Genomic DNA, 21,788 nt, shown 5'->3' with positions numbered 1-21,788 from the left:
AAATCACCTCTTCAAACTTTTTGTCAGCATGAAAATATCATAAAATTTATTAATAAAATTAAATTTCTAACTACCGACATTTTAAAACATCTTTATAATATTCTTTTATTATAAATATAATTATATATCTTAATTTTCATATCAAACAAGTTCGAAATATAAACTTAAGAAATTTTATCAAAAATGTAACGAAGCTCATTTATGTTTAACAGTATTAATTACTTTTTATTATATTTATTTTTATTATTTAAAATATTATTTTTTAGCTTGACATAAGGTTAGATTTTATGTTAATATTGCATCAAGAAGTTATTATTAACTAGTTAAAAGGGAGTAATTTAAATTATAAAGTCAACAATTCGATTTATATCTGGCTTTATAAACCTGTTTTAAGGTAATGAGACTTTTAACATAATACTACTTTAACGTAGATTATGTTAAAAGTCTTTCTGTTTTATTATGATAACTATCTACATTAAATTTAAGGAGGTATTTATATTATGTCTACAAAAAAATCATTGCAAAATATTCTGTTTTGGGTTGGAATCGCTTTGCTGTTTAATGCCGGAATTTATTTCTTTATGGGACAAGAAAAAGCCTTAACCTTTTTAGGAGGTTATGTAATTGAGCAAAGTTTAAGTTTAGACAATTTATTTTTATTTCTGCTTATATTTGAAAACTTTGGAATAAAACCTCAATATCAAAAAAGAATCCTAACATATGGTATAGCTGGAGCAATAGTTTTAAGATTTATATTTGTAATTTTAGGAGTAAGAATTGTTAATGAATTTCACTGGGTATTGTATGTATTTGGCTTATTACTCATGATAAGTGGCTTTAAAATGATATTTGACAAAAAAGAAACGCAAAACTTTAAAGATAACAAAATTTTAAAGCTTTTACACAAAATAATACCTGTCTCTGATAAATTAGATGGAGAAAAATTCTTTACAAGAAAAAATAAAATTCTTTATGCTACCCCACTTTTTGCAGTACTTATACTTATAGAAGGATCGGATATATTATTTGCAATAGATTCAATACCTGCTGTATTCTCAATAACTACAGATCCTTTTATAGTATATACTTCTAATATATTTGCAATCTTAGGACTTAGAAGTATGTATTTTTTACTTGAAAAACTTCACAACAAATTTGCTTATGTAAAATATGGAGTTGCTTGCATACTCATATTCACAGGTGTAAAACTTTCAGCTGGATTCTTTCATATAAATATTTCAGTTGTATTATCTCTGATAATTATATTTCTCCTATTAGCTATAAGTATTATATTTTCTATATATATGTCTAAAAAAGAAAAAACATCATTGTCCTATGAAGATTCAGAAAATACGACTCAATAAAATAGCTACAATTTTTTTAAGGTCAGTTAAGCTTAGCATATAATATGAATTATAGAGCTAAAGATGAAGCCAAACCAAAAGTGATATATACAGCAGTGAGCTAGCCAAGCCCACTGCTACACTCCCACCGAGGCTTTCCATGTAAGACATCATAACCAGAAATATTAAGTTATATCCTAACACAATCACAAAGGTCGCAAACTTCAAAGAGAAAATAGACTTTTTATTCATTGAACGTCACTGTCCCCATGGACCCGTCTACCATTATCATTTGTCCGCTTTGGATTTTTCGCGTGGCAGTGCGTGTAGCCATAACAGCGGGGATGCCATATTCGCGGGCAACAATGCTTGAATGGCTGAGAGGACCCCCAATGTCCGTTACAATCGCACTTGCAGAGGCAAACAAAGGTGTCCATGCTGGAGTTGTGGTAACAGCAACCAACACACTTCCTGGCTGAAATTTTTCAAAATCTTCCGGACTATTCAGTACACAAGCGGGAGCCGTCACAATGCCAGCACTAGTGCCAATACCCATCAACACAATTTTCCCATCTTTCCGTGATAGATGTGATATGGTTTTTTTGTTTTTCTCCGGCAACTTGGATGGTGAAACATAACCTAGGTATTTTTTGAATTCCGCTTTCCGAGCAGGTATTATCCCACTCATATGAGATAAAGACATATTTTTATCGACTTGTTCTATAAGTGCTTCCAATTCCGATTTTGTGAGCCAGTAAATATCATCCAAATGTGAAATAGCTCCGCCGCGTATGAAGCGTTCTGAAATTTCCTGAAACATACGTCGAATCAGTGGATGCCCCATTCCCATCAAATAAATAGCGTTTTCACGCATAGGAACAGTTTCCTGCGCCCAATGGAGCAACTTCAAAAACAGTTTTTTACGCGCGCTACCCATATGTTCTAAAATCTTTTCTTCTGCCTGTTTCCTGCGCTTTTCAAATGTGAATTGGCGTAAAAAAGGACTTTCCCCTTTTCCTTCCAGAAATGTTTTTATAGATTCAAGTGTAGGCGTAAGTGCTTCTTGTGGTGTTGAATACGCAAAATCAAATTCATAAGCAGTACAGCCAAAATCTTTGAAATACTGATTGATTCGGTTTTTCCATTCTATCCATACATCCTGTAAAACTTCGGTAGGCATAACTGAGGACATGAAATCTTCCGCTATTTTTCTTGACGGATTATTTTTCAGATAAAGGTTTAATGTACTATTTTGCTTTACCCATTCCGATAGGCTCCAAAGATTCTTTTCCGCTTGCAGAGCAATCGTGTCAAATCCAAACAGAAAGACGGAAGTATCTGTCATACCGATGCGGCGAGCTGTTCTCCGAAATAATTTTGTAAATAATGTTTCGCTGATAGAAGCAGCAGGCAATGTAAGCTGAATTCTTGTGAAATAAATACACGAGGCATAAAATACAGTCTGAATGCCCTCCATTATTTGGTGGCTGTTCAGCTTATATAGAAGCTTTTTTTCCCATTGTTTAATCACAAATTCAAATTCTTTTCTCGCCGCTTCCCAACGTGTGACGCTATTCGTAAGCACCCGGCGTAAAGATTGGGGAGAAAAGGATTTGACAGCAATCAAAAGTGGCTTTGATTTAGCAGAAAGATAGACATATCCATTAATAATCGTATATACTCCATTTTCCGGCATTAACTTTTTCGCGCTTTTACCAAACATATCTACCCATAAAAGCGCCGACGCACGATTGACGATTTCAAGACCAAACGTGGCGAACAATGGCGTAACAGGATTGGGTAAATGTTCTGCTAAACTACCCTTTGTGTATATAACACCCTTTTCCGGTAACACCCATTCCGACGGCAAGACAGTAATGGGGCGAGCCTGAACAATATACAATTTATCTTTTTCAAGCGCCCACTCTATATCCATAGGCATTTGATAATTTTTCTCAATTTTCTTTCCAAGCTGTGTTAGCTGCATAACTTGATTCCGGCTAAGGGCATGTTTTTTCCTCAACCGTTCAGGAACCAAAATTTCTTCTGTTCCATCTGAGGTGCGAACTGTCATTATTTCTTTGTTTGCCGCTTCATATGATACAATTCGTTCAAGGTTCTTATCCACAACAATTGTATCGGGTGTAACTAAACTAGAAACCACCGCTTCACCAATCCCCCATGCGGCGTTAATAATCATTTCGCCACGTCTGCCATTGATAGGATTTAGTGTAAACATAACGCCGGACGCATCGGAAAAAGCAAGCTTTTGTACTACAACGGCAAGCGCAACAACCTCCTGCTTTATATTTCTCTTAACACGATAAGCAATAGCACGAGCTGCCCACAAGGAAGCCCAACACCGCTTTACAGCGGCAAGAATTTCATTCTCACCTTGTATGTTAAGATAAGTTTCCTGCTGCCCCGCAAAAGAAGCGTCGGGCAAATCTTCGACGGTAGCGGAGGAACGAACAGCGACCGCAATATTCCCTAATTCAGCATAAGCGATTTTAATTGCAGCTGATACTTCCTGCGGCATTTCTCCATTGTGGAAAAGTATCCCAATTTTTGCAGATACATCTTCAAGCTGGCTGATATTGTTGCAATCGATACTGTCCAGTAGCTTATTAATCTGAGGTTGAATATAGTTTTTTTTAACAAAAATCTGGTATGAGTAGGTTGTAACATGAAATCCATCTGGTACAGGAATACCCGCTGTTAAAAGTTTTGATAAAGACATACCTTTTCCGCCAACCATTTCAAGAGTTGCCTGTTTATGTGCCAAGGGTAGGACATAATAAATCATAATCATTAACCTCCATCATTCATAATTCCATGTAGAAATATATTCATTGTTTCATTAAGCATTTTTTCTGGACTGGCTGACGGGCGGGACGTATATAGGATTGCTATAATAGAGCTAATTAACAAACGTGCCATAAGATCAGCATCCGTTTTACGAAAAATTCCTGTGTTCACTCCATTTTCAATCACGGATTTTATAATATCCTGATATGCGTAACGTGCAGCTTTCAGCCGCTTTCGATATTCTTCCTCTAAGTAGTCAGATTCTGTATTTAACCACATAAGCACAGTTCGATACTGCTTTGGTACCCCAAGATGATTCAGCATGATTTTTCTAAGGCACTGTTCCGGCGAAGATTCATCAGCAATAATCCTATGAACCTTTTGAATGGTTTTTTCTATTTCTTTCTCAACTCCGTATACAACAATCTCATCTTTAGTTTTGAAAAAATCATACAAACTGGATTTTCCCATGTTTGCTAAAACTGCAATTTCCCGCATTGATGTTCTTTGAAATCCCTTTTCAGCTATGAGGCTCAAGGCAACACCAACTATTTCTTCACGACGTGCTGCTTGTTGTTCAGGTGTAAGCATAATTCCTTTTGGCATGTGACAATACCTCCTTATAGCGACCAATGGTCTTTTCTTTTATCATTATTATATAGCGAACGTTAGTCGCTTGTCAAGATTGATTTTTTCATTATACACAATTCACCAAATGACTCAATAATTTCTCTAGGTGTTATTCTCTTTTGGAAAAATACTTTCCTTTTCTATTTATGCTGCCATCAACAAGTATAGTTTATAAAACCATATCTGGATAACTTTTAGCTTCTTACTCTAATTTTGATTGGAGTTCTTTTTCTTTATGATCCAATATAATATAGTTTTTTTCAGCTTTCTTTTGAATGGATATCCTCTAAAATCTGAGAGATACTATTCTTTAAAATATCTTTTGAAACTGGTGCATAGTTATATGTAGATACTGCACTTTTACGACCTTCATCAATTGCTGATATTACAGATTTTGTACGTGTAACAACATCTCCTGCTGTGAAAATAACATTATTCACTAGTATTACTTTATTAAACTCTACTAATTTAATAATTGCTTTTCTATTCTCATTAAAATAGACCATCATATCTATTTCCTTATTTAATGTTGACACTACTTATAAATGATGTTATTATTATAATATAATAAATGATAATGATTTTCATTACGAGGTGGTAATAATGAGTATTTGTGATTTAAAACTTGGAGAAACAGCTTTAATAGAAAGCATATGCGGAAATGAAAAATTAATAAAGAGGCTTCTTGCTTTAGGATGTATAGAAGGAACTGAGGTTGCTTTAAAGGCTTCTGCTCCATTTGGTGATCCTTTAGTAATAAACCTAAGAGGATTTAATTTAGCAATACGCAAAAAAGATGCAAAAAATATATTTATAAAAAGTTCCAAATTGTAATATTTTAGGAGGATTAATATGATTACAGCAGCTTTGCTTGGCAACCCTAATGTAGGTAAAACTTCACTTTTTAATATTTTAACTGGATCAAATCAATATGTAGGTAATTGGGCAGGAGTAACTGTAGAAAAAAAAGAAGGTTACCTAGATAATTCCATAAAAATTGTTGATCTTCCAGGAATTTATGCTATGGATACTTTCTCTAACGAAGAAAAGGTATCAAGAAATTTTCTACTTAATGAAGATACAGATGTAATAATAAATATAGTAGATGCTTCTAACTTAGACAGAAATTTGTATCTTACAACTCAACTTAAAAGCTTTAATAAACCTATAATATTAGTATTAAACATGATAGACGTTGCAGATTCTAAAGGAATTAAAATTGATTACTCTATATTATCTAAAGAATTAAATGTAATAGTAATACCTATTGTTGCTTCTAAAGGCATTGGAATAGACCATTTAAAGAAAATGCTTCTTGATGGCCATTTTTTAGGCCAATATAGTGATAATGATTTTCAATTTCAAGACGAAAAAGAAACTTATGCTTTTATCAATAAAGTTTTAAACAAATGCTTTACTAGTACAAGCAATAATTATGTATCTCCTACAGACAAAATAGATAAAATTGTACTAAATAAATTTTTAGCTTATCCTATATTCTTTGCTATTTTAATTTTAATTTTTAAATTCACTTTTAGTTGGGTAGGTCAACCTCTATCAGATGAATTAGATACAATTTTAAATTCAAACTTAGTTCCTTTTTTAGAAAATACTTTGTCAAGTACAAGCCCTTGGTTTAAATCATTGCTTGTAGGAGGAGTTTTAGGTGGTGTTGGCTCTGTTGTAGTTTTTCTACCTATTATCATGGCACTTTTTCTTGGAATATCTGTACTTGAAGACAGTGGTTATATGGCTAGAGCAGCTTTTATAATGGATAAATTAATGAGAAAAATGGGATTATCCGGCAAAGCTTTTATACCTTTAGTAATGAGCTTTGGTTGTTCAGTTCCTGGAATTATGTCAGCTAGAACTTTAGAAAGTGAAAAAGATAGAAAACTTACTGCACTGTTAGTTCCTCTTATGTCTTGTAATGCAAGACTTCCTATATATGCAGTATTTGCTTCTGCCTTCTTTCCTGCAAAACAAGCAGGTATTATAATGTCATTATATCTTTTAGGTATTATTATTTCTTTCATGATAGGATTGTTGTTTAAAAATACTCTATTCAAGAAAGATGAAGAGCCTTTTATAATAGAGCTCCCTGAATATAAGCTTCCTGAATTTAGGAATGTTGCATTACATACCTGGGATAAAGGTAAAGGATTCTTAAAAAAAGCTGGTACTATTATTTTTTCTATGTCAATATTGATTTGGTTTTTATCTAATTTCAACATTTATGGTATGACAGATATAAATAACAGTATACTATCCTATATTGGAAAATGTATTAGCATAATATTTAAACCCCTTGGATTTGGAGATTGGCAAAGTTCTGTTTCATTGCTTACAGGTCTTATGGCTAAAGAAGCTGTAATAGGTACTATGGGAGTTATATATGGTGGTGACTTAAAGTTATCATTACTTCATCATTTTACTCCAATATCAGCTTATGCATTTTTAGTTTTTGTGTTACTATATACTCCATGTATATCTGCAGTGGGTGCTATGAAAAAAGAATATGGTAGAAATATGGCCATATTCTCTGTAGTATACCAATTTAGTTTAGCTTGGATAGTTTCTTTTATAGTTTTTAGATTAGGTTCTTTAATCTTATATGGAGGTAATTATATGTTAATAGAAATTTTAGTAACAATTATTTTGGTTGCTTTTGCAGCACACATATTATATAAAAATATAAAGAAAAAATCCTCTGGTGGATGTGACTGCAGTTCCTGTTCCAGCCACTGTGGAAATTATAAAAAATAGTTAATAAAAAGCCTGTCCAATGAACAGGCTTTTTATTAACTATAATATTGTTCCTTTTCTATAATATAGTCAACTATATCTTCAATTGTCACTATACCTTTCAAAACATCTCCATCAACTATAGGAATAGCAATAATATCGTTTTCTCTAAGTCTAGCTGCTACTTCTACAATCCCCTCATCTTTAGATGCTGTAACAACATTTTTTGTCATTACCCAATCTACAGGACAAGTGTCATAATGACCTTCTTCCATTAGAAATCTATATATATCAGCTTTAACTATTATACCGACTAATTTATCATTTTCATCAACTACAGGCGCTCCATTTACTTTATTTGCATTTATAGTTTCAAGTGCCTTTTTTAAATTATCATCTATTCTAAGTTTAACTATATCTGAATGCATTATTTCATTTATCATAAATATCTACCTCCTTTCCTATATTATACAATGAATTATGTGGAAAGTCTAAATATTTTTAATACTCATATTAACCATTTACTGTACTAATTGATCTTAATAACTGTTACTAATTATTTCTTCCAATTCATTACAGTCCACAAAACCTCTTAATATATTGTCTATAGCTCTTGCAGCAGCTTTTTTCGATATCCTATCTATATCAACATTTAAAACAATATTATTCTTTTTAAGAAGACTTTTAAGATATCTACACTGTTTTTTTGTAATTACATTTTCCCTAACTAAATCATGATCATTTTCTATTTTAAAAATGAGCTCATGTATCTTAGGTAAACTCAATACATCTTCGTAATTATGAAGCATTATTTTTTTCTTAAGTTCTTTATTCGAAGTTAATAAAAATTCTTTATACAAGTCTACACTTATGCCACCATCTATTTTATCCTCTCTTTCTATCCCTATATACTTTTCTACAGTTTTAAGATTGCATCTTTCCATACCCATTTGTCTATAATAAGGTCTTATAAGTCTATATAAATCTATATGATACTTTGGAGACTCAAATATTATATTTTGCTTTTCCATCCTCTTTTTTATAAAAGGTTCATCAAAAGCTATTCCATTATAGGAACACCATTTTTTATATTCCAATAAATCCTTTTTAAAATTATATAATATTTCCTTTTCATCTTCTAAATCTTCTGCAAAATATTGCTTTATACAAAAAAATTTATCATCTTTAAATCTTCCTAGAGATATAAGTATTACTCTATCCTCTTCCTTATCAAAACCTGTGGTTTCTATATCAAAGTATGCAACTTTATCCATATTATAATATTGAAATACATTTTTATGTAAATCTAATACTTCTTTATATTCTTCTATAAACATTATAAAGTCCTCCAAATTTCTGGTTTAATAAACCTACATTACTTATTATATAACAATATAAAAAATTTGAAAATAACTAAACAAAAGTGCTTTAGAATGATATTTACTTATTCTAAAGCACTTTTAAATCTACATTTTTTCTACAGTTTCAATTCCTATTAAATTTAATCCGTTCTTTAGTACTTGACAAGTAGCTTCTACTAATTTAATTCTTGATATCTTTGTAGCTTCATCTTCTGCATTCATTATACTGTGAGCATTATAAAACTTATTGAAACCTTTAGCTACATCAATTATATATCTTGTTACTATATAAGGTTCTAATTTATCTATAGCATGTAATATAGACTTCTGGAAGCCTTCAAGAGTTTTTATAAGTTCAAATTCTTCCTTAGAATTTAATTTGCTATAATCAACGTCTCCTTTAACTTCTCCTGCTCTTCTAAGAATGCTCTTTCCTCTAGCATAACTATATTGAACATATGGACCTGTTTCACCATCAAAACTTAAAATTTCCTTCCAATCGAATATTATATCTTTTTCCCTATTGTTCTTTAAATAAGTAAATATTACTGCTCCTATACCTATCTTCTTTGCAACTTCTTCTTTGTTTTCCAAATCAGGATTCTTTTCATTTATAACTTCCAAAGTTTTTTCCACTGATTCATTTAATAAATCTTCAAGGAATATAACATCACCTTTTCTTGTTGATAATTTCTTATCTGCAAATCTAACAAGACCAAAAGCTACATGTTTACAGTCATCAGCCCAATCATGTCCCATAAGCTTCAATGTAGTAAAAAATTGTTTAAAATGAAGAGATTGATCAGATCCTACTACATATATACTTTTATAGAAATCATAAGTTTTCTTTCTATACATTGCTGCCGCTAAATCTCGAGTTGCATAAATAGTTGCTCCATCTGCCTTTTTTATCATACACGGAGGCATATTATATTTATCAAGCATTACTACTTTAGCTCCATTACTTTCCACAAGCAATCCCTTTTTATCTATTTCATCAATTACAGCATCCATTTTATCATTATAAAAACTCTCTCCTGTATAATGATCAAATTTTATTCCAAGCATGTCATAAACAACCTTAAATTCCTTTAAGCTTAAATCCTTAAATCTCTGCCAAAGTTTAGTTTCTTCTTCACATCCATCTTCTAAATTTTTAAAATGCAATCTTGCTTCATCTTCTAAGGATGGATCATTTTCAGCTTCTTCGTGAAATTTAACATATATTCTTAATAATTCTTTTATAGGTTCTTTTTCTAAAGTTTCCTCATCACACCATCTTTCATAAGCAGATATAAGCTTTCCAAATTGAGTTCCCCAATCTCCTAAATGATTTATACCTATACAATTATATCCTTGAAAAGATAATATTCTATATAAAGCATTTCCTATAGATGTACTACATAAATGCCCAACATGAAAAGGCTTTGCAATATTGGGTGAGGAATAATCTATAGTTATATTCTTTCCAATTCCTATATCTGAAGAACCATATTTGTCTCCATTTTCAAGAACTTTTTCTATAGTGCTTTTTGTAAGATCAATTTTATCAACAAAAAAATTCAAATAAGGTCCTAAGTTTTCAATTTTTTCAAAATTATCTTTATTTATTTTTTCTTTTAATTCTTCTGCTATAGTATTTGGTGCTTTTCTTAAAGTCTTTGAAAGTTGAAAACATGGAAAAGCATAATCTCCCATATCTGATTTTGGTGGTATTTCTATTAATCTATCCAATGTTTCTAAATCCAATTCCACATGTTCTTTTATTCTTTCTGCTACTAATTTCTTATAATTCATTTTAAAACCTCCAAAGTATAATTTTTCAACAGTTTAGTTTATATACATAATCTCTATTTTCACAAAAATTATGAATTCATAAATTAGTTTAAAAAACCCATCTCTTTTTAATAAAAGAGACGGGTTATATCCGCGGTACCACTCTAATTGACAGGTATCACTACCTTATCCACTCACACTTTAACGCAGTTAACGTCTTGTTTTTTTATTACAATTATAAAACAAGCTTCTCAAAGACTCTCTTCCATTTTAGATATCAATGCAGGCTTTCACCATCCCTGCTCTCTTTAAAGGAACTCTAAAAGTACTCTTCTTTTCAATGAATTAATATATAATTTACAACTTATTATATTACTCATTGCAATTTCCTGTCAATACCTAATCTACAATTTAAACATTTTTACGCTTTCTGCTAGTTCTTCAGATAACTTATTAAGTTTTTGCAAGTCATCAGTAACACTTTGAAGTACTGCTGTTTGTTCTTCTGAAGATGCTGCTACCTCTTCTGTATTTGCTGCTGTATTTGTTGTAACATCCTGTATTTCATTTACATTTTCATCTACCCTATCAATAGTTTCCTTTGAACTTGTAATCATATCATTAACTTTTTCCAAGCTATTTCTTATTTCATCAAATGATTTTAAAATTCTATATAAGGATTCCCCAACTACCTTCACTGTAGTTGATCCTTTTTCAGATTCTCTACTGCCTTCTTCTATTGATAAAAGTGCCTTATTAGTTTTTTCTTGAGTATCATTAATTAAATTTTTAATATTATTTGAAGATGTCATAGATTCTTCTGCTAACTTTCTTACTTCATCTGCAACCACTGCAAAACCTTTTCCTGCTTCTCCCGCTCTAGCTGCCTCTATAGAAGCATTAAGTGCTAGTAAGCTAGTCTGATCTGCTATTCCATCTATTATTTCTACAATGTTTCCTATTTCCTTTGAATTCTGTTGAAGTTCAGCTATTACGCCTGATGAATAATTAACACTATCTTTTACAGTATTAATTTGTTTAAACATAGTATCCATTTTTTCTCTTCCATCTACTGCAAGCTTATTCACTTCTTCAGAAGCCTTTACCACATTAACAACTTGACCTTTTATACTTGTTATATTATCAACTACATTTTTCATAGCCTTTGATATTTCATCTGTAGCTGTAACTTGCTTTTCTGATCCATCTGCAACCTGCTGTATAGAAGTAGCAATTTCTTCTGACACCTGTGAAACCTGCTGTGAAGATGTTAAAATTGATTTTGTTGAACTTTCTACATTTTGTGATACATTAGTAATATTTGTAGTCATACTTCTAAGTTTTTCAATCATATTATTAAAGCTATGTCCAAGCTTACCTATTTCATCTTCAGTTTTTACTTCTATATTCTTTGTAAGATCACCTTGTGAGACATTTTCTGCTCCTTCTGCTAAATTAGCTAAAGGTTTTAAATTTTTGCCTATTAATGACTTCAATAAAATTGAACCTATTATAAAAGCAAGAAGAGATATTATTGTAAAGCTTAATATAACACTAACTAATGCTTGGTTTTTATTTTGCAGTGAAATCCCCACATCCACAGCCTTTATTACTTTTCCATTAGCATCTTTTACAGGAACTATAACATCGTATACATCTATGCCTTTATACTTGTACACAGAACTATGTGCTTTACCATTTATTGCTTCCTTACTTCCTTCATCTGTTAATGCAATTCCAACTCTGCTTTTATCGCTATGTGCTAAAGCTTTTAAATTACTATCAAAGGTTAATGCAAATACAACATTTGATTTTTTACCTAATTTAGTTACTAAATTATTATCACTTACTTCTTTATTTAATTTTTCAATTTCATTAGCAATAACCCCTACTTGTACAATTCCTCCACTTTTTAAAGCTACACATCCATATTTATAATAATTATTGTCTGCTGAATTTGTACTCTTTCTTACAGCTTCAATAAGCTCGTTTTTTTGTCCTTTAAGAACTGATTGTACAGGATGATCTTCTGGATATTTATATCCAATATTAGCTGGAAGATTGGAATAAATTATTACTCCCTGAGGATCAGATATGTCTATTTCCTGCACCTGAATATCATTTGCTACTTGCTTTAAATATTCATTTGGTGAAGTTGGATTTTGTCCAACTAAATAAGCTGTAGTTTTAATTTTTTCTCCTAAAAGACTATCTAAATTTTTAAGCACTGAACTATTAGTTTGAATTTCTGAAACAACCTCATCTACAAAATTGTTTCCATCCATTTTTATTTGTGCATCTAATCTTTTGCTAATTATGCTGTACGACACAATTGCAAGTACTATTGTAACTAAAAGCACTACTAATATGGAGTTTAATGTTACTTTAAATTTTAGAGTTTTTGTATTACTTTTCATTAAGTTGTCCCCCCATTATGTAATTTTAATAAAATATTTAGAACTATTTTATTATCCATTTAAATTTTACATTAAATATAAATAAACTTCAACATGTTTTAACATCTTTTAACATAAACTACTTTTTCTATTTATTGATATATTTCTGTAAACTCTTATAAAATCGCAAATTTCACGCTTTAATATATGTTTACGATTACAATTCATTATTTATATATGCATAAATAAAATTAATATCAAAGTTTATTAACCTTTAATAATAGAATTCATTTACAACAATGTTAAATCATTTTATAAAAATAGCTAGTTTAATTTTTTAAAAAAGAGTAAAGGCTAAATGACACCTTTACTCCATTAACTTCAATAAAAAAATAAACTAGCTTTTTCTATATTTATCTTTTGCTCAGTAATATTATATGGATAATACTTGTACAATGTTGCCAGATTTTATAATGTATATATTTCTGCTAAATAAAATTGAATTTATATATAAATAAAAACTATAGTACAATTATTATCCTATAGCTTTTACTTGTATATCAACTTTTTTATTAGATGTATTAATTATAAATTGATATATCTTTAATATATTTACTTTTATACTCTTCATATACTTCCTTCCAAAAAATTCCCGATTTAATTAAAATGATACTATTATTTTTCTCATTTACTAATACATCGAATTCAATTCCATCATAAAAAATAAATTTTGATTTCATATACTGTACTTGATTTTTTACTCTAGTATAAAATTCGTCCTCTTCATTAGTTATAATGAAATAATCCTCAATAGTTATATTCTTTACCATTACTCTAAATTGCTTTTTATCTATTTCTATAATATGTAATTGATTTAAATTATCCTTCGTAATATATTCCTCCTCATATAGTTCTTTAAGTTTAATTACACCATATTTTTTTCTTTTTATAAGAAAAATATTCATTAATCTATTGTATTTGTATATAAAGAGGTTCTGCAGCAGGACTACCCAATATAAATAAATTTATATAAAAGTGACTATATCTAAGTTTTATAACCTAGATATAGCCATTTAAATTCTAAATATTTTTTCACTAACCTTTTGCAAATTTTTTTCTAAAGAATAGTTTTAAATCATTCAAATATGTGTATACCACTGGCACAAATAATAATGTCAATAATGTAGATGTAATTAATCCTCCAATAATTGCAAAAGCCATAGGTGCACGTTGTTCTGATCCTGCACCAGAAGCTATTGCTGTAGGAATCATACCAAAAATCATTGCTAAAGAAGTCATAATAATTGGTCTTAAACGTGTATGACCAGCATTTATTAAAGCTTCTTTTAAATTCATTCCTTTACTATAATTTTGTTTTGCAAAATCAATAAGTAAAATTGCATTTTTAGTAACTAATCCCATAAGCATGATAACACCTATTGCAGACATCATATCTAATTCTTTATTGCCAATAAGTAAGCCTAAGATTGCACCGATAAGAGCTAGTGGCAGCGAAAGTAAAATAGCAAGTGGGTCTACAAAACTTTCAAACTGAGCTGCAATTACAAGGAATATAAATAGAACCCCCATAAGAAGCGCTTGAGCTAAACCTCCCATGCTTTCTGCCATTTGGTCTTGACTTCCTCCAGCACTTAACTTTATATCCTTGGGCATAGGTGCTTCACTTTTTAGTTTATTACTAAATGCTTTAGTAAAATCACTTTCTGCTACTTGAGCATAATTTGCGCTTAATTGAATTTCTCTTTCTTTATCATACCTATTTATAGTAGACGAAGATGTAGAGAATACTTTTTTAGTTACTTGATCTATAGGAATCATTTTACCACTTGTACTGGTCACATAAATTCCTTGTAAACTATCAAAATCTTTTCTATCATTTTTTTCAAGCTGCATACGAACATCATATCTATCCTTTTCAGTTTCATACTGACTTACTACAGTCCCATTAAATAGAGTGTTCAATGTACTAGAAACTGTACTTGGATTTACTCCTAAATCAGCAGCTTTATCTCTATCCACTTCAAGCTTCACTTCTGGTTTTCCAGATGTATAAGTAATGCCTACATCTACTGCTCCAGTGGTATTCTTCATTACCTTTTCAACCTTTAAAGCATATTTTTGCAGTTTTTGAAAATCTGAACCTTGAACATGATATTGAACTGACTTACCTGAGCCTGTAGAACCACCAGCTGAGTTAATTGATAAATTAATTCCTGGAATATTAACTAAATCCTGTCGCATCTTTACTATAATTTCATCAATACTATCTTTTCTATCTTTCTTATCTGAAATTTTTACATTAAGTTTAATTTTATTTGATTGAACTGTAGAAGATATATATTGTACAGTTTTATTCTTCTTAATAACAGCTTCCATATCTTTATCAATCTTTGAAGCATTATCCAGAGTGGAACTTGCATCCAAATCTGCTGTTATTGCTATTTGTCCATTATCCGTTGCAGCAACAAAGCCTGTCTTCAATTGTGTAGCTAAAAGCAAACTTAATACTAATAACCCTATTGGTATCATTAAAGTTACAATTCTATGATCTAGTGCCCACTTTAACAATTTAGAATAAGCTTTAGATAAGTTATCAAAAGAATTATTAAATCTTTCTAAATACTTTCCTATTATAGGAACTTCCTTTTCTTTACTGCTTAAACTCTTTGCAGAAAGCATTGGTACCAAGGTAAAAGCTACAAATAGTGAAACCAAAACACTGGCAGCAACGGTCAGTCCAAATTGTACAAGGAACTTTCCTACCATACCATTAATCATAGCAATAGGAAGAAATACCGCTACTATGGCAAGAGTAGTAGCTATAACTGCAAGTCCTATTTCTGAAGTTCCATCCTTTGCTGCTTGAATTGGACTTTTACCCATATTAAGATGACGCACGATATTTTCGATAACAACTATAGCATCATCAATAAGTAATCCAACAGCAAGGGATAACGCCATTAGTGATACTGTATTAAGTGTAAAATTCATAAATTTCATTACTGCAAAAGTAGTAATTATGGATACAGGTATAGAAACTGCACTAATTGCAGTACTGGCAATATTCTTAAGAAATATAAAAACTACAATTACCGCAAGTATACATCCTTCTATCATTGTTTGCTGAACATCTTTAACTGAATCAATTATAGATGTTGAATTATCTGCTACAAGGTTAATTTTAACCCCTGATGGCAAGCTTTTTTTTATGCTTTCAATTTCTTTTTTTACATCCTTAGCTACTTGCACTGTATTTGAATTAGATTGTTTGACAATATCAATACCAATTGCTTCCTTACCATTATAAAAAGATAAACTACTTTTTTCTTTACTTCCATCCTCAACGGTTGCAATATCTCCAAGTTTAATTTCACTACCATTACGTTTGGTAATTAAAACATTAAGAAAATCATCTACCTTCTTTATAGAAGAATCAGTTTTTAAGCTTATTTGTGTATCTCCACTAGAAACTTTACCACTGGATAGACTAATATTATCAGCACTTAAACCATTAGTAAGTTCTGAAACTGTAATATTTAAGGAATTCATTTTTTCTTTATTTAGTTTTATATGAACTTCTTTTTCCTCTTCACCAGAGATACTTACAGCTCCAACACCATTTATGGTTTGCAATTTTTTCACAATGTTATCATCTACTATCTGTGATAACTCTTTATTAGACATTGAGCTAGTTACAGCAAAAGAAAAAATAGCTGATGCACTGGCGTCATATTTGGAAACTACAGGGTCATCAATATCTCTTGGCAGGCTGTTTTTAATATTAGATAACTTATCTTTTACCTCTTGCATTGCTTCAGCTGAAGGCTTTTCTAGTTCAAAGGAAATAGTAGTACTTGAAACTCCTTCTGTTATAGTTGAACTAACATGCTTCACTCCCGATATTTGACTTACTGCATCTTCTACTTTTTTTGTTATCTTTGACTCAATTTGATCTGGATCTGCTCCATTTTGAGTTATCCTAACAGATACCGTTGGCATATCAACATCTGGAAGCTGATCCATTGGTAAATTTATATAACTAATAGCACCTAATGCCAATAAAGCAATAATAATTACAGTGATAAATACAGGTCTTTTTAAACTAACATCTGATAAAAACATAATTAAACTTCAACTCCTATTCTGCTAATGCTTTTACAGCATCACCATCTTGCAAAGTGCTTATATTAGTACAAATAACATTATCTCCATCTTTTATTCCAGACTTTATTTTTACTGTATCTTCACTAATTTCTCCTACAGTTATATTTTGTTTTTTTGCTGCTCCATTATTATTTATAAAAACGTAATATTTTCCTTCACTACCTCCCAGTGCTTTTAGTGGCAATGTAATTGCTTTTTTATTTTCATCCTTAACAATTTTTATCTTTCCAAAAACACCAGGCTTAAGCTTTCCATCTTTATTGTCAATCTGAATTTTACATTTAAATATTCTAGATTGAGGATCTGCTGCTCCATCAACACTTTTAACGACTCCATCATACTCTTTTGAATCTTCATTGCTCAACTTAAATTTAGCCTTTGCTCCTAATTTTACATAATTTAAATCACTGTCTTTCACTTCAATAACAGCATTTATTGACGATATATTTTCTACTTTCCCAATGACTGTTCCAGGACTTATATATTGACCTACAGTAACATTTTTTCCACTGACAACTCCACTAATTGGAGCTGTAATAGTTGTATTTTTCAGTGATTCTCTTTGAGTGTTCAAATCTGTTTGTGCTTTTTGTATATTAGCTCTTTGTGCATCTGAAGAAAGGCCTGATGACTCCGCATTAGCCCTAGCTGTCTGTAAATCAGTTTGTGCATTTTTTAGCTGTGTTTCTGCATTTTCAAGATCAACTTTTGTTTCTGCACCTTGATCATAAAGAGCCTTCATTCTATCATAATTTCTCTGGGCACTTTCTAAATTTGTTTGCTGCTTATTAATTCCTATTTGTGAAGAGTTTGCTGAACTCTCTGAAGAATTCAATTGAGCTTGTGCAGCAGCAACTTGTGCTTCACTAGACTTTATGCTGTTTCTTACATCAGTATCATCTAACTTTACTAAAGCTTGTCCAGATGACACGCTTTGTCCATTTTCAAAGGAAACTTGTGTAACCTTCCCTCCTACTTTATTACTTATAGTTCCTTCTTCAGATGCCTCAAGTGAAGCATTAAAGGCTGCACTATCTGCAACTGTATTTGTGTTAGCCTTAATTACTTTTACAGCAGCTTTATTCATATTAGCTGTGGAAATAGCTGAATTATTTTTTGCTTTACTTGAAAAAGTTCTTATTCCAACTGAGATAGTTCCAACAGCAGCTAAAGCAATTATTATACAAATTAACTTCTTTCTTTTAATCATTTTTTTCCTCCTAAAATAAATGCAAATTATTTATATATTTATTAAAATTAATTTTCACTCTAGTTTTTTCAATAAGCTTAATGTAAATTTTATGATTGGTTTGTTAAACTGATCATAATCGACATTATATGGCAACATGAAAAACTAAAAATTAACTCAGAGGTTAGAAATATGAACAAATTATAAACAAAGATAAATTATAATAATTTCACTGTCAGTTAATTTTAAGTTTTTTTTCCCATGTTATAATTATTTCAAAGAACAGGAGGTATCATAATGTTTAAAATTTTAGTTGCAGAAGATGATAAAAGCCAGGCTAGATTGATGAAGGCAATTCTCAGCCATGCTGGATATGAAATACATTTAGCACATAATGGAACTGTTGCATTAGAGATCTTAGATCAAGTTCATATTGATTTAATTGTACTTGACGTGATGATGCCAGAAATGAATGGATATGAATTTACTGAAACTATACGAAAAAGTGGAATTATGATTCCTATTTTAATGCTTACGGCTAAGCAGCTTACTGCAGATAAAATCAGAGGATTTAAATCTGGAACAGATGATTATATGACAAAGCCAGCAGATGAAGAAGAACTGCTTTGGCGTATTAAAGCCTTGCTTAGGCGGGCAAAGGAAGCAAGTGAACATATACTTAAGATTGGCGAAGTTATACTAGATAGTGATGCTTTTACTGTTACACGGATAGATGAAAAACATACCCTTCCAAAGAAGGAATTTCAGCTGCTTTATAGATTGCTCTCTACTCCTGATTATATTTTCACCCGTCTTCAACTAATGGATGAAATATGGGGGATGGATTCAGAGTCTGTGGATACCACTGTTAACGTACATATTACAAGACTACGTAAAAGATTTAGCAGCTATCCTGAATTTGATATTGTTGCTATACGAGGTGTTGGATATAAGGCGGTGAAGAATGTTGAGTAAAAAAACGTCTTACTGGCGATTAACAATGATTTTTGTAGGACTTGTATTTCTTATTATACTGTCTGCATCATCTATTATATTTATCCTTCTATTATTAAGGAGTAATGGAATAATTCAATTCCATCTTTCAGCCAATCCTCTTCGTATGTCCTTTACTTTTGCTGTAATCAGTGTGCTACTTGGGACAATATTATCATTTATTTTCGGCAGGATTCCTTTAAAGGTAATTCGTAGAATTATGATAGCAATAGATGCTCTTGCAGCAGGGGATTTCAGCACGCGAATTAATCTTAAAGGCATCCCGGAACTACAACAGCTTAGCAAAAGTTTTAATCATATGGCGGAGGAACTTAGCAGCATCGAAATTTTACGTTCTGATTTCGTAAACAACTTTTCCCACGAATTCAAATCACCTATTGTATCAATGCGTGGTTTTGCCAAAATGTTGAAATATGGTGATTTAACAGAGGAAGAACATAATGAATATCTTGACATCATAATCAGTGAATCCGATCGCTTGGTAGAGCTATCTAAAAATGTGCTGAATATCTGCAAAATTGAAAACCAGGTCATTATCTCAAACTCAAAAGAATATAACCTGACAGAACAGATTAGAAGGTGTATTGCAATCATGGCACAAAAATGGAGCACAAAAGACCCTTCTTTTGATTTTGAGTGCGAAGAAATTAATTTTACTGGTGATGAAGATTTGATTAGCCAGGTGTGGATTAATCTTATTGATAATGCAATTAAGTTTACCAATGCACATGTTCTAATTCATATGAGTCTGCATAAGTATAATGACTCAATTCGCTTTAGCATAAGTGATAACGGCCCTGGAATGGATGAGGAAACACAGAAGCACATTTTTGATAAGTTTTATCAGGGAGACACTTCTCATGCCACACATGGAAATGGCTTGGGACTTCCAATTACAAAGAAAATTATAGAACTGCACAGCGGTACTATTTACGTAAAATGCGCAGATGGTAATGGTACAACTTTCATTATAGAATTACCTATACAAAAGTAATTAGTAAATTTATTTAATGAGCAGGTACATCATTGTCTTTAAACTCCAATTTTCTAACAATAATACATCCTAATATACTTATCATAATAATAAATACAGTTGGTAAATGGTTATTTATCCCCCACAATAAACCTGTTAATGATCCCCCTACAAATGAACCAACAAATTGTATTGTGTTATAAACACCGGTAACAGTTCCTCTGGTATCCTTGGTAGAAAGCTTTGTTACACTCCCTGGTAATAGTGCATTAAGACTCATATATCCTGCCATGAAGATGGTTGTTCCTATGAGAATACTATAAAAATTAGTAAAGAAAAGACATACTCCCCCAATTAAAATACTTATAAAAGAAATAAGTGCTGCTTGTGACAATTTTCCTTTGTCTGCTTGCTTTGAAAAAATACTCATAACAATGATACCTATTAAAGTGGCTGGTAAAAATACTTTCCACATAGAAGCTACACCAACACTTTTTTCTAATAATTGAGGAATAATATAAAAAATACTTACCATAGTATAACTTATAATAAAACCTGAAATGGACAGCTTTGTAAATAACTTATTTTTCAATAATCCTATATAGTCTACTTTATTTCTTTCTTAATGTGCTTCTTTAGCTTTATCTTTTTTAATAAATATAACTATATAAATCCATGACAAAAATACTAATACTGAACAACCTGCAAACATTTTAGGAACTGAAATTATATTATATAAAAATGGGCCTCCAACAAATCCTATTACCGCTGCAGATCCACTAAACATACCAACAATACTCATTGACTGATTTCTTTTTTCATCTGGAATATTATCACCAATCCAAGAAAAGCAAACAGCAGCAATTGCTCCTATGCCTTGCAGAGCTCTTGCTATTATAAGAAGATATATATTATCCGCTATTGCAGCTAATGCTAGTCCTGATGCCAAAAATAGTGACCCAATGGTAAGTACATTTTTTCTTCCAATTCTATCACTTAAACTGCCAAAAGGCATCTGCATAATCCCTTGAATCAAACCATATATTCCAAGAGCTATACCTACCAGTACTGGTGTATTATACAATAATGTGTTACCATACACAGACATGAACGGAAGAATCATAACCATAGCAAGCTGTCTTAAAGCCATTGCAATACTTAAACTTACAATAAAGCTAATTTCATAACTAGTAAAAGTACCTTTTTTCAAAATTTTCCACTTCCTTCATTTTGTATTTTATCACATTTAACCATATTTACCATGAATCATTTCCAATTTCTATATTTTCATACAGTATCATCTTATGTGATTACATATTAAATTGTTCATTTCTCAACTTTTCAGAGGACAATGAAGATGAGTCTCTT

At 31.0% G+C, this 21,788-nt stretch carries 15 protein-coding genes, 1 pseudogene and 1 other annotated feature; of the genes and pseudogenes, 5 read left to right on the top strand and 11 right to left on the bottom strand.

Annotation, left to right across the window (positions count from 1 at the left end; translation table 11 throughout):
* Positions 1-500 precede the first annotated feature (500 nt).
* Positions 501-1,364, top strand: coding sequence for a TerC/Alx family metal homeostasis membrane protein (locus EG57_RS0222915; protein WP_052038057.1), 864 nt, complete (start codon positions 501-503; stop codon positions 1,362-1,364).
* 223 nt (positions 1,365-1,587) lie between these two features.
* Here the strand turns inward: EG57_RS0222915 and EG57_RS0222910 are convergent, their stop codons facing one another.
* The 3 genes from EG57_RS0222910 to EG57_RS26660 all read right to left on the bottom strand — a co-directional run bounded on the left by EG57_RS0222910 (position 1,588) and on the right by EG57_RS26660 (position 5,290).
* Positions 1,588-4,149 carry a PEP/pyruvate-binding domain-containing protein gene (locus tag EG57_RS0222910; protein WP_032079411.1) on the bottom strand — a complete coding sequence of 854 codons (2,562 nt, stop codon included), beginning with the start codon at positions 4,147-4,149 and terminating at the stop codon, positions 1,588-1,590.
* Positions 4,150-4,154: 5 nt separating this feature from the next.
* Complete coding sequence (locus EG57_RS0222905) at positions 4,155-4,757, bottom strand: TetR/AcrR family transcriptional regulator (protein ID WP_032079410.1); 603 nt, start codon at positions 4,755-4,757, stop codon at positions 4,155-4,157.
* Between the two features lie 284 nt (positions 4,758-5,041).
* Positions 5,042-5,290 (bottom strand): hypothetical protein, encoded by a 249-nt coding sequence (locus EG57_RS26660; RefSeq protein WP_152563682.1) that lies wholly within the window; start codon positions 5,288-5,290, stop codon positions 5,042-5,044.
* A gap of 94 nt (positions 5,291-5,384) precedes the next feature.
* On the opposite strand from EG57_RS26660, the gene EG57_RS0222895 reads away from it, so the two are divergent.
* Positions 5,385-5,615, top strand: coding sequence for a FeoA family protein (locus tag EG57_RS0222895; RefSeq protein ID WP_029159690.1), 231 nt, complete (start codon positions 5,385-5,387; stop codon positions 5,613-5,615).
* A gap of 18 nt (positions 5,616-5,633) precedes the next feature.
* Positions 5,634-7,547: a ferrous iron transport protein B gene (gene feoB / locus EG57_RS0222890; RefSeq protein ID WP_084572306.1), complete on the top strand. Its 1,914-nt coding sequence runs from the start codon at positions 5,634-5,636 to the stop codon at positions 7,545-7,547.
* A gap of 35 nt (positions 7,548-7,582) precedes the next feature.
* Here the strand turns inward: feoB and EG57_RS0222885 are convergent, their stop codons facing one another.
* The 7 genes from EG57_RS0222885 to EG57_RS0222855 all read right to left on the bottom strand — a co-directional run bounded on the left by EG57_RS0222885 (position 7,583) and on the right by EG57_RS0222855 (position 18,454).
* Complete coding sequence (locus tag EG57_RS0222885) at positions 7,583-7,969, bottom strand: CBS domain-containing protein (protein WP_029159688.1); 387 nt, start codon at positions 7,967-7,969, stop codon at positions 7,583-7,585.
* A gap of 96 nt (positions 7,970-8,065) precedes the next feature.
* Positions 8,066-8,863, bottom strand: coding sequence for a ribonuclease H-like domain-containing protein (locus tag EG57_RS0222880; protein ID WP_032079408.1), 798 nt, complete (start codon positions 8,861-8,863; stop codon positions 8,066-8,068).
* 129 nt (positions 8,864-8,992) lie between these two features.
* Positions 8,993-10,684, bottom strand: a complete 1,692-nt coding sequence (gene argS / locus EG57_RS0222875; RefSeq protein ID WP_032079407.1) for an arginine--tRNA ligase — start codon at positions 10,682-10,684, stop codon at positions 8,993-8,995.
* 112 nt (positions 10,685-10,796) lie between these two features.
* Positions 10,797-11,013: a binding site (T-box leader), on the bottom strand.
* Positions 11,014-11,067: 54 nt separating this feature from the next.
* Positions 11,068-13,080, bottom strand: a complete 2,013-nt coding sequence (locus EG57_RS0222870; protein ID WP_032079406.1) for a methyl-accepting chemotaxis protein — start codon at positions 13,078-13,080, stop codon at positions 11,068-11,070.
* Positions 13,081-13,640: 560 nt separating this feature from the next.
* Positions 13,641-14,024, bottom strand: coding sequence for a hypothetical protein (locus EG57_RS0222865; protein ID WP_032079405.1), 384 nt, complete (start codon positions 14,022-14,024; stop codon positions 13,641-13,643).
* A gap of 130 nt (positions 14,025-14,154) precedes the next feature.
* On the bottom strand, positions 14,155-17,202 hold the full coding sequence (locus tag EG57_RS0222860) for an efflux RND transporter permease subunit (RefSeq protein ID WP_032079404.1): 3,048 nt from the start codon (positions 17,200-17,202) through the stop codon (positions 14,155-14,157).
* 16 nt (positions 17,203-17,218) lie between these two features.
* Complete coding sequence (locus EG57_RS0222855) at positions 17,219-18,454, bottom strand: efflux RND transporter periplasmic adaptor subunit (RefSeq protein ID WP_032079403.1); 1,236 nt, start codon at positions 18,452-18,454, stop codon at positions 17,219-17,221.
* A gap of 276 nt (positions 18,455-18,730) precedes the next feature.
* Between EG57_RS0222855 and EG57_RS0222850 the strand changes: the two genes are divergently transcribed.
* Together EG57_RS0222850 and EG57_RS0222845 are read left to right on the top strand one after the other, a co-directional pair.
* Positions 18,731-19,408, top strand: a complete 678-nt coding sequence (locus tag EG57_RS0222850) for a response regulator transcription factor (RefSeq protein WP_032079402.1) — start codon at positions 18,731-18,733, stop codon at positions 19,406-19,408.
* The gene (locus EG57_RS0222845; RefSeq protein WP_032079401.1) at positions 19,398-20,441 is read left to right on the top strand and encodes a sensor histidine kinase; all 1,044 of its coding nucleotides are present in this window, start codon (positions 19,398-19,400) and stop codon (positions 20,439-20,441) included. Before EG57_RS0222850 ends, EG57_RS0222845 begins: the two co-directional genes overlap by 11 nt.
* Positions 20,442-20,454: 13 nt before the next feature.
* On the opposite strand, the pseudogene EG57_RS27400 reads toward EG57_RS0222845, so the two are convergent.
* Positions 20,455-21,570: pseudogene (locus tag EG57_RS27400) on the bottom strand (MFS transporter).
* Positions 21,571-21,788: the final 218 nt, after the last annotated feature.

The sequence above is a fragment of the Clostridium drakei genome (assembly GCF_000633595.2).
Lineage (GTDB): Bacteria > Bacillota > Clostridia > Clostridiales > Clostridiaceae > Clostridium_AM > Clostridium_AM drakei.
Note: the sequence above shows the minus strand (reverse complement) of the source record. Positions and strands in the feature narration are given on the sequence as shown.